Here is a 10,971-nt window from a genome sequence, read left to right on the forward strand (position 1 = left end):
CAGACGATCCACTTAGCCGTCGCCGATCCCTGTTCAGACCAACCCGGCCACCTCTTGGAGCACAGTTTCTCCGAGCGTAAACACCAACTCACCCCGATTGATCCGGCTACGGAAAGGTTGGACGCTGTGAAAGAGAGAAGGGGTCTGGAAAGTTTCTCTACTAAATTAGTTGAGAAATCTTTTTAGACTGCTGTCCCTCGTGCGATTAGGCCTGCCGCATCATGTATCGCTAAGAACGGAACCGACGTGACCCGCAAGGCCGCCCTGATCGCCGCAGCTCTCGTAAGCACCCTGATGTCTCCTCTCGCCATGGCGCAAGCGAGTTCCGCGGAACCTGCTGCCGCTGCCGTCCCTGGAGCGCAACGCGAGGCCTCCCGTCCGAACTTTCTGGTGATCGTGGCCGACGATCTCGGCTGGTCGGACCTTGGTGCTTTTGGCGGTGAAATCGCGACTCCGAACCTCGACGCTCTTGCCAATGGCGGCGTTCGCTTCACGGGGTTTCATACCGCGCCGACATGCTCGCCCACGCGCTCCATGTTGCTGAGTGGCGTCGACAACCATGAGGCGGGTATCGGCACGATGGCGGAATCGCTCTCGCCTGCGCTTGCTGGCCGGCCGGGCTATGAGGGCTATCTGAACGACCGCGTTGCCTCGATTGCCGAGCTTCTCCAGCAGGGCGGCTATCGCACGCTCATGTCGGGCAAGTGGCACCTTGGCCTGACCGAGGATCGCGGTCCGGCTGCGCGCGGGTTTGAACATTCCTTCGCGCTGCTGCAAGGGCTGGGCAACCATTTTGGCGCCGATCAGGGCGGCGCGTGGAAAAAGGCCAACGCGAACACGCTTTACCGGCAGGATGGCAAGTTGGTCCGCTTTCCTGTCGGGCGTTACTCGGCGGACTACTTCGCTGACCGGCTGATTTCCTCGCTCGCTTCCGGCGCGAAAGATTCGCGTCCCTTCTTCGCTTATCTGACGTTCACCACGCCGCATTGGCCCATGCAGGCCCCGGCCGAGACGATCGCGAAGTATAAAGGCCGCTACGATGCCGGTTATGAAGTGCTTCGTGCCGAGCGTCTCGAACGCCAGAAGAAGCTCGGTCTGGTCGCACTCGACCAGCAACCGCATCGCCTCGACGGCGTGAAGCCATGGGCCAGCCTGACGGGCGAGGAGAAGGCGCTCGAAGCCCGCAAGATGGAGGTCTACGCCGCGATGGTTGACCGCATGGACCAGAACGTCGGCCGTGTGATCGACGAGCTGAAGCGCACCGGCCAATATGAGAACACCGTCATCGTTTTCCTTTCGGACAACGGCCCGGAGGGCAGCGAGATCGACGCGCCCTTCCAGGTTCGCGGGATGCCCGGCGGCGCCCAAAAGCTCGGGATCGACAACCGTTTGGAGAACATCGGAAACGCCACTTCTTATGTCGGCTACGGCGCCGGATGGGCGCAGGCGAACAGCTCGCCTTCCTGGTTGGTCAAAGGCTATCCGACCGAGGGTGGCATCCGGGTAAGTGCCTTTGCCGCAGGCAAGGGGGTCGTCGGCAACCGTATCGCGCGCGGAAATCTGAGCGTCACCGATATCGCGCCCACTCTGCTCGACCTTGCCGGATTGACCCAGCCGGCAACTTTCAAGGGCCATCCGATCCTGCCGTTCGAAGGGCATAGCCTGGTTCCTGTACTGGCCGAGAAGGTTGCCGAGGTGCGTTCTCCCAACGAGCCCGTCGGCACCGAACTGTTCTATCGCAGGGCGCTGCGGAAGGGAGACTGGAAAGCCGTCTACCTGCCGAAATCCGGCTCGACGTATCCGCGTGACGGCGTGGGTGATGGCAAGTGGCAGCTATTTAGCCTAGCGACCGATCCCGCCGAAAGCACCGATCTAGCCGATCGGTATGAGCATAAGCTGAAAGAACTTATTGCTGACTGGGACCGCTACGCAGCGGAGAAAGGGGTGGCCGTTCCCGACTCATCTGCGGAACACTCGCCCAAGTCTTGATCGCCTCCGCGCCGGCCAGTTGCTTTCTCCGCCTCCGTCCTTGCCTGAAATTTCGAGAGACTATCAAGCGTATTCGCATTGTTTGCGCCATCTCAGTCCTTTCTTTCAGTTCGATAGCAGCGCCGGTTCTGTTGGCGAAAGCACACGACAGCCAGATTGATTTCTGTGAGTAACCACGGGCAAAGTTGTCGCCCCGGGCACACTTAGGGATGTTTGACAACGACAAAGGGGTTTTTACGACGAGATTAAGTGATGCGGATGCCGCAGGCACATGGAAAGGTAAGGCACGCTGTGAGTGCTGGTCGTAATCTCCCCAAATGTGCTGGTTGAAAATTCCCCAGTTTGAGGACTGCGCCTGATCGGCATGGGGGCATGCCCCCATGCCGATCAGGCGGCACAATTATCCCTGCTGATGCCGAAGGAAGGGCGAGCAGGTGATAGGACTGAGGGAGGTCGTTTTGATCCAGGAACTCAAGAGACAGGGGCTGAGCATCAGCGCCATCGCGCGCCAGACCTGCCTCGACCGCAAGACCGTGAAGAAATATCTGGCGAACGGTCTGGAGGCGCCAACCTATTCGCCACGTAAACCCGTAGCGAACGCCGTCGAGCCATATCGGGCCCATCTGCTGGAACGGTTGGAAAGCTATCCCGGCCTTTCAGCACGCAGGCTGCATCGCGAAATCCGAGAGATGGGGTTCAAGGGAGCCTATTCCTCCCTGACCGAATATCTGCGTGAGGTCCGGCCGCCCGTGCCCAAGACTTATGAGCGGCGCTTCGAAACCGCCGCCGGCGTACAGGCTCAAGTTGATTTTGCCGAATTCCAGACGATCTTCACCAGCGAGCCTGGTGTCGTGCGCAAGGTCTGGCTGTTCAGCATGGTTCTGGGGCACAGTCGGTGGCTTTGGGGGCGGTTCTGCCCGAACCAGGGGCTGGAAACGGTGATGCGCTGCCATATCGCCGCCTTCGAAGCGATGGGTGGCTGCTGCAGCGAAATTCTCTACGACCGCATGAAGACCGCCGTCATCGGCGAGGACGCTGCCGGGGTGGTCACCTACAACGCCTCGCTGGTGGCGCTGTTGGCCCACTATGGCAGCGCCCCGAAAGCCTGCCAGCCTTACCGGGCCAAGACGAAGGGTAAGGTGGAAAGGCCGTTCCGCTATATCCGGCAGGATTTCTTCCTTGGCCGCAGCTTTCGTGATCTCGACGATCTGAACGCCCAGTTTAGCACATGGCGTGCCGATATCGCCAATGCCAGGCAGCACGCGACCACCGGGCGGATCGTGAAGGAGCATTTTGAGCAGGAACAGCCTCATCTGCTGCCGCTGCCCGGCATGCGCTACGACACTGTCCTGACGGTCGAACGGCGGATCAGCCGGGAAGGCATGGTCGCGGTGGCTGGCAATTATTACAGCGTACCCGATACCACTCGCCGCCGGGTGGTCGAAGTCCAGCATCACACGCATGAGGTGCGGATCTTCGAAGAAGGACAATTGATTGCCCAGCATCCCGTGATCGAGGGCAAGAACCGCAGGCGGGTCGAGCCCGGGCATCGCAAGGCACAGGCGGCGAAACCCGCACAACTCCTGCCCACAACCTCGGACAAGCCGGTCGGCCAGCGACCATTGACCTTTTACGGCGCCGTAGGTGATCGTCTGGCTGCTCTCAATGCCACAGGTGCTGCGTGATGTCCGTCTCCGACCGCATCCGGCAGAGCCTGCTGGCTCTCCACATGGCCCGTGCCCTGGAAACGCTCGATCACACGCTGGCCAGGCTGGAAAAGGGCGAAATCAGCGCGATCGAGGCCATCGACGACCTTCTGGCCGAGGAACTGAACTTGCGGGAGGGGCGGCGTATCGGCGTGGCATTGCGCACCGCCCGCCTCATGCCGGTCAAGACCCTCGAAAGCTTCGACTTCTCCTTCCAGCCTTCATTGGACCGGCATCGCATCACCGCACTCGCCCAACTCGAGTTCATCAACCGTGCGGAAGTTCTCCATTTTCTCGGGCCGCCCGGTACGGGCAAATCCCATCTGGCCACCGCCATCGGAGTGGCAGCGGTCAAAGCTGGGCGCAGCGTTTACCGCTGCTCGCTGGCCGAGCTGATCGAAGCGCTCACCAAGGCAGAGCGCGAAGGTCGCCTGGTCGAGAAAATCCGCTTCTACACCCGCGCGTCGCTGCTGATCGTCGACGAAATCGGCTACCTGCCCATCACCCCGGGCGGGGCTAACCTCTTCTTCCAGCTCGTCAACGCCCGCTACGAAAAGGGCGCAATGATCCTAACCTCCAATCCTTTCCAGTCACGAAACCGCCGGGACTCTCCCCAGGGGCGCTTGACGCACGACCGCGCTGCCGCCGATGAAAAGCAATCACCTGAGGGTCACGACGCTTCGATCGCGCGGGGACACGACCTGCCCGGCCTTACAGACCTGACGGCGGCGCGGCCAGTCAGGCGCTCGACATGTCCGCTATTGCCAGTTCTACTAGTCGCCCCATGGCACGACGCGCCCGGGCGGGGGCCCGTTCCGCGATATGTCGAAAGAGTTCACGGTACTCCGGCATCGGATTGCGCGGATGGATCTGGTCATGCTGCTTGACCGCCTTGATCGAGACAATCGCCGTCAGGATGGATTTGGACAGCGCCAGCAACATCTCGTTGTGGGTCGCTTCCATCAGCAGCGTAAGAAAGCGCAGGGCGGCAGCGCGACCGTTCTCAGTCTGAAGCGAATAGACCTCCATGGAAGCCAGTGCAGTGGCCATATCGAGAAGCTGGCTTTCGTCGCGGCGGAGAGCCGCCATCTCGGCGGCCTGCGGCTCCACCACCTGGCGCAGTTCGAGCAGGTCGCGCACGAAGGCGTCGTTGACGCCGCACTGGAGCTGCCAGGACAGCACTTCGGGATCGATCAAGTTCCAGCGTCTGCGCTCATTCACGCAGGTGCCGGACTTCGGACGGCTGGACACGAGGCCTTTGGCGGTGAGTAGCCGAAAAGCCTCTCGCAAGACGGAGCGCGAAACGCCCAGAACATCGGCATGCGCCACTTCGCCGGCGAAGACGTGGCCGGTGGGATACTCGCCGGATACGATCCGAAGCGCCAGACGATGGGCTACCTCCTGGTGAAGGCGTCCCGGGATAGCAGCGAAGGTCATCATGTTCATCCGCTCAGGTTAGTTCCATGCGCGACACACCTGCGAGATGAGGAAGGTGCGGGCGCCAAGTGGCCCGCGATGGAATGGCGTTACACCGGCGTGCTAACGGATCAATTTTGGCCGGATATTTCACCGACTAACATTCCTGGGGGACACGCTTCACTACCTATTTCTCTTCTGCGGCGTGACGGGCGGCGCGAGCAGCGCCTGATCGAAAACCACAGGGACCGAAGCCGAGTCGGCTGCGAGCCGGCGGAAGGAGTCCACCTGTTGACGCGGTCGAAATCGGGGGAACGTGCCTTGGATCGGTCCATCCGGACCGCCGATAGCGCCATGAGCAGACTCGCCGCCGAAACGGATGTTGCACCTTACTGCTACATTACCGAAATCTTCCTGTGCGGAATAACTCCGACTAATGCGGAAAGCAAACCGGAGGACCGTTGATGTGTCCTTCATGCAGGGAAGGATGACCATGGCATTTCGGCCACTCGTGTTTTGTTCGGCTTCGGTCCTCGCGCTTGTCCTGGGCGGGGCCGCCCACGCGCAGGATTCCTCGGCACAGGGTCCAAGCGCAAGTTCCGACGGATCGGACGTAAGCGAGCAGGACATCATCGTCACCGGCGTCCGCGCCTCGCTGATGTCGGCGCAGAACATCAAGAAGAATGCGATCAACATCGTCGATTCGATCGTGGCCGAGGACATCGGCAAGTTGCCCGACAATACGGTTTCCGATGCGCTCCAGCGCGTTACTGGCGTGCAGATCACCCGCGCGGCCGGCGAAGCCAGCTCCGTCCAGATTCGCGGCCTTCCAAATGTTGCCACGCTGATAAACGGCCTGGAAACCTTCACCGGCACCAGCCGCGCGGTCTCGCTTGGCGACATTCCCGCTGAACTGGTAGGCGGCGTCGATGTCTACAAGACCAGCACTCCGGACCTCGTCGAAGGTGGTGTCGCCGGTGTCATCAATGTACGCCTTCGCCGGCCATTCGACTTCAGCGAAGGCCTTCAGGTAGCTGGTGGTCTGCGCGGAATTTACTCCGACCAATCAGACAAGACGAGCTATGTCGGCAGCGCCCTCGTGAGCGATCGCTGGCAAACGGGCCTTGGCGAAATGGGCCTGCTGGTTTCGGTATCATACAACCGACGCCGCTATCAGGATCAGGACGCGTTCAACTATGTGAGTTCGGGCGACCCCGTGGCGATTCCCGATACGGTTGGCGGCATCTACAGTTCCGGCGACCGCAAGCGCACCGGCATCAATGTTGCCTACCAGTGGCGTCCAAGTGAAAACCTCGAAATCCATGCCGACGGGCTCTACACGAAGTACCGCAACCTCTATAACAACAGCTACTTCATCGCGTTGCCGAAGGCCGGGACCGTGACATCGATCACGCCTTACGAAGACTATGACTTCCTGGGCGAAAGCTCGACGACGACCAATGCATACACGCTGTCGAGCATGCAGGCCTATCTCGACCAGACGCAAAGCTATCAGGGTAACCTCGGTGTGCGCTGGACGAGCGGCCGTGCCACGATCTCATCCGAGCTGACTTATAATTACAGCAAGATCAAGAACCGAAACGTCATTGTCGACACATCGTTCAACGCGCCATCGATGGCGATCAACTACAATAACGGCGGTACCCCGAACGTCGATATCTCGGGCGTCGACATGACCGATCCAGCGAACTACACGGTGCGTACGCTGTTCGACAACCACTCGCTATCCACCAGCAAGCAGTGGGCGTGGCGCAACGACCTCGAATACGAATTCGACGGCGGCTTCCTGAAGAAGTTCAAGATCGGCACCCGCTACACGCACCGTTCAGTCGAATCGCAGGCCACTACCTCCAGCGGTATTGCCTCGGACGGTACCGTCACCCTCGATATGCTGTCGTCCGATGCCTATACGACCTCGCCGACCGGGCTGGTCAAGGGCGCGCTGGGCGTCGGCCAGTATCTGACGATGAATCCGGGTTACCTGCTGAAAAACACCGACGCCGTGCGTGAACTGTTCGGACAGGCGTCCGGCGATCGCGCGTACGATCCGGCCAACTACTTCGCCGATATCGAGAACACTTACGCTTTCTATGGAATGCTGGAATACGGCTTCGACATCGGTTCGATGCCGGTCACCGGCACCGCCGGCGCACGCGTCGTCAACACGGTTGAACAGCTTGTCGGGAATACCGTCAGTTCGCGGGAGAACTACCTCAACGTCCTGCCGAGCATCAACGCAAAGGTCGGCCTGACGGACAACCTGTTCCTGCGCCTCGCCTGGGGTAAGACGATCACCCGCCCCGAATTTTCCGCGCTCAATCCGCTGGTCAGCTACTCGCCGAGCGGGGACACCGGGACCCAGACCTATTACGGCAGCGGATCGGGCGGCAATCCGGACCTTCAGCCGATCAAGTCGACGGCCTACGACGCCAGCCTCGAATTCTATCCGGCGCGATCGACCTCGCTGACCGTCGCGGGCTTCTACCGCGACATCAAGGGCTACATCCAGACCTACTCGGCGCCGGAAACCATTGATGGCGAGCTCTACCTGATCAGCCGTCCGCGCAATACGGGGTCAGGCTACCTTGCGGGTGCCGAAGTCGCCTACCAGCAGTTCTTGGACTTCCTGCCGGGCGCCTTCAGCGGGCTGGGCGTGCAGCTCAACGGCACCTATTCTAACGGCATGACCGACGATCCGATCAACGGCGGCAAGCAGCGCGTGGTCAACGTCTCGCACTGGTCTTACAATGCGGTTGCGATCTATGAGAAGTTCGGGATTTCCGCGCGTCTCGCCTACAACTGGCGTTCCAGCTATGTCGACAGCTACAATTCGGGCGGCACCCAGGCGAGCACGATCATGGTCAGGCCCACCGGCCAGCTCGACTTCTCGGCAAGCTACGATCTCACCGACAACGTAACGCTGACCTTCAACGCCACGAACATCACCGATCGTATCTATCACGACTATTTCAAGGGCGCGAACTCGGACGGCGTCTATTCGAACACTCCGCGCGATACCCGTACATACGACCGCACCTTCGAATTCGGGGCCCGCGTCAAGTTTTGAGGAGCCCGTTGCGCGCGGCCGTTCCAGAGGAACGGCCGCGCCGACCTGGGGTAAGGCGAGGCTGCTGCGTCGCCTGGCTCTAAGGTGCCGGCGGCGGCACGAAGTTGATCGCCGCACTTCAATTTAGGATTCACCTCCCTTGTATTCGTTTGGGATGGTGACACACATTATGTCAGCACTGCTTTGGAAGTTGTGGAAATGGCGGGAACCTTCATCATGAACCCTGGCCCGGATGCGCCGCTGGCGATTTCGACGGGAGCAGGCGCTGGCGCGGTGGACGGGGCGCAAAGGCTGACCGTGCCTGCTCGCTGAAGCGTAGACGCCAAGGATCCGGCAATCGGTGCATTGCCATGATACCTGCGTGTTGGCCCTCCGGGCGATGTGACAGCTTTTTAATCTTGTAGGTCTATACACGGCTGGCGTCCGTCGCCAGTGTTGCTGCATGATTGCACCGCGGCACTTCGCCGATGGTGTATGTGATCGTGATCCCGCGGATCAGAACCAGGTTCGCCCGGCAGCAAGGCTGTCGTCCGGGATGCGGCGTCCATGGATTGAACCGGGATGATAGAGCGCCCCGATAACAGGCCCGCCGGCGGAAGCTCCGAAGAGGATCTGGATTGTGCTGCCGGCGACGTTGAGCCGGAAGCCCTCCAGCGCACATTGATCACGATTTACCGGGAACTGTCGGCGGGGCTTGAGCGCACCTGGGGATCGCGTGAGGCCGCCCTCGATGCGCTACAGGATACCTCGGCGAAACTGGCCGCGGGTGCCCGCATCGGCGCGGTTCATAACCCGCGTGCCTACTTGCGGCGCATGGCCTTCAATCTCGGCCAGAACCGGCGGCGTGCGCTCGCACGCAGCGTTCCGGTGGACCCGGCCATTCTCGAAGCCGCCGCCGATGAGGCGCCCGATCCCGAGCGCATGACAGTAGCCGCGGATGAGCTGGCAAGGGTTTTCCATGCAGCGCGCGAACTGCCCGAACAGCGGCGCGTCATCTTCTTTCACAGGTGGGCCGATGATCTCTCTACGGGCGAGATAGCAGGCAAGCTCGGGATCCGCCGCCGTACCGTTCAGAAGGAGCTGGCCCGCGCGGCAAAGGTCCTGCGTGCGCGCCTGGACGGGGACGACAAGCCTTTCGGCTGATATTTCCTGGAAGTATTTTTCCGGCGCCGGGACGCCTTGTTGCTTCGCGGGTGTCTGGGGGTGGGACCAACAGGGCTTCCTCCTCGGCCGGCTCGGGCGATCTTCGCCCTCGATCGGCAGGTGGTGGCCGCAGGGTGCCGAGCTGCAATCCTGCAAGGCCTGTCCAGCGATGGACGGTGTCCGGAAAGGGTGAGTGACCGGCTCCCGCAACCCACGGGAGGTCGCGGATGGCGACAGGGAACGCATGAAAGCGGTCCAGCGCAGCGATGCGCCTGGCACGGGTCTGCTCGAGAAAGGTGACCGGGATCCGCTGATCCTGCCCAGGCAGTGCGCTTTGATCGGACATAGGCCTCGCAGGCTGGCATCCTGGCAGGTCGATACGGCCATGCGCCTTCTGCGCTCCGGCCTCGGCCGTCCCGTCAGCATCGCCGAGATCGCCCGCGCCTGCGGGCTCTCGCCCTGTTACTTCATCAAGGCTTTTACCGGCACCGTGGGTACCTCGCCCTATACCTGGCTCATAGACCGGCGGGTGGAAATGGCCTGCGTGCTGATCGGCGCTTCGTCCCGGCCGCTGGCGCAGATTGCGCTCGAATGCGGGTTTTGCGACCAGAGCCACCTCACACGCACTTTTGCCAAGCGGCTGGGCACGACGCCGGCCCGCTGGCGGCAGTCGCAGATCCGGGACGGTGCGGCGGAGGCGGGGCGCGGCGAATGAACAAGGTCCATGAACTTGGCTGAAAGGGCCTGCCGCAGTGGGAGCGCGCTGGGCGGGTGTGGATGAGGGAACGGAAGCTTCTTCAATGGAAAGGCGCAGCGATTTCGCGGAGGTGGGGTTGGAAACTGCAGTGATAGGCGAGGGCGGCGATTTCGCGGAGGTGAGGCAGGCAACCGCGGCGATAGGCGAGCGCGACGACAGCGCGGAGGTGAGGCAGGACTTCGGGCTGCGGGAGGGCGCTGCGCGAGCGCGCAGACAGGAAAGGAGCCGGCGGCAAGAAAAGAGCGTCCCGGACCGGGGCTGCGCCGGAGGGAGGCCTTCTCGACGAGGCGCTCACGAGGGCGGTGGATGGGCAGGGCAATGCGGATCGATGAAAGAAAGCAGGGGGGCACGCAGGAGTGGTGCTGGATTTGCGCGGCGGGGAGGCTGCGGGTCCGCTCCCGCTCCCGCCGCTCCCGCCTATTTTACCATCTGGGTTCATCATCTGGCGGCGTGGATAATGACAATGCCGCCGTTACATACCGCAGGATCTGGGCCATGGGCGCTCAATCGATGATGGACAGGCGACCGCGAAATTAGGCAAGTTGGCGGCCCGATGTCCAAGCCGATTGGAAAGTGCATGAAGAGGATCGCTGCGCTGGCCGCGATTGCCGCAGCCGTTCTCGGCGTTGTTCCTGCAATCGCCGAACCCCAGATTCCGCAAAATTCCGTGGGGCCGCACAACCGGGCGGAAGCTGTCAAAATTATTGCCGACCTGCGGGAAATCGTCAGCCCGCAGGGTTTGCAGGCGATCGAGACGGTGCCGATCGGCGGCATTTCCCAGGCCGTGTCGATCCGCAGTCAGGATTTGCGAAACCCTGTACTGATCTACTTTCATGGCGGCCCGGGGTTCGTCGAGATGCCTCTCGACTGGT

The 10,971-nt window shown here is 61.7% G+C and carries 7 protein-coding genes and 2 pseudogenes; 8 read left to right on the top strand and 1 reads right to left on the bottom strand.

What is annotated here, in order from left to right:
- From V7066_RS28295 to V7066_RS28310, 4 genes are all read left to right on the top strand, one after another.
- A partial coding sequence (locus tag V7066_RS28295; protein ID WP_334186264.1) for a hypothetical protein occupies positions 1-186 on the top strand: 186 nt, incomplete at its 5' end.
- Between the two features lie 108 nt (positions 187-294).
- Positions 295-1,989 (top strand): arylsulfatase, encoded by a 1,695-nt coding sequence (locus V7066_RS28300; RefSeq protein WP_334186270.1) that lies wholly within the window; start codon positions 295-297, stop codon positions 1,987-1,989.
- Between the two features lie 434 nt (positions 1,990-2,423).
- Positions 2,424-3,674: an IS21 family transposase gene (gene istA / locus V7066_RS28305; protein WP_334186265.1), complete on the top strand. Its 1,251-nt coding sequence runs from the start codon at positions 2,424-2,426 to the stop codon at positions 3,672-3,674.
- The gene (locus V7066_RS28310; RefSeq protein ID WP_442947396.1) at positions 3,674-4,582 is read left to right on the top strand and encodes an ATP-binding protein; all 909 of its coding nucleotides are present in this window, start codon (positions 3,674-3,676) and stop codon (positions 4,580-4,582) included. The genes istA and V7066_RS28310 overlap by 1 nt, the downstream gene beginning before the upstream one ends.
- On the opposite strand, the pseudogene V7066_RS28315 reads toward V7066_RS28310, so the two are convergent.
- Positions 4,524-5,141: pseudogene (locus V7066_RS28315) on the bottom strand (FadR/GntR family transcriptional regulator); the annotation flags it as partial. The gene V7066_RS28310 and the pseudogene V7066_RS28315 overlap by 59 nt on opposite strands.
- Positions 5,142-5,604: 463 nt before the next feature.
- On the opposite strand from V7066_RS28315, the gene V7066_RS28320 reads away from it, so the two are divergent.
- From V7066_RS28320 to V7066_RS28335, 4 genes and pseudogenes are all read left to right on the top strand, one after another.
- Positions 5,605-8,199, top strand: a complete 2,595-nt coding sequence (locus V7066_RS28320) for a TonB-dependent receptor (protein ID WP_334186267.1) — start codon at positions 5,605-5,607, stop codon at positions 8,197-8,199.
- A gap of 561 nt (positions 8,200-8,760) precedes the next feature.
- Positions 8,761-9,342, top strand: a complete 582-nt coding sequence (locus V7066_RS28325) for an RNA polymerase sigma factor (protein WP_334186268.1) — start codon at positions 8,761-8,763, stop codon at positions 9,340-9,342.
- Positions 9,343-9,586: 244 nt separating this feature from the next.
- Entirely contained in the window at positions 9,587-10,057 is a 471-nt protein-coding gene (locus V7066_RS28330) for a helix-turn-helix domain-containing protein (RefSeq protein ID WP_334186269.1), read from the top strand.
- A 619-nt stretch (positions 10,058-10,676) separates the two neighbouring features.
- Positions 10,677-10,971 (top strand): annotated as a pseudogene (locus V7066_RS28335) (alpha/beta fold hydrolase); the annotation flags it as partial.

The sequence above is a fragment of the Novosphingobium sp. genome, from assembly GCF_036820275.1.
Taxonomy (GTDB): domain Bacteria; phylum Pseudomonadota; class Alphaproteobacteria; order Sphingomonadales; family Sphingomonadaceae; genus Novosphingobium.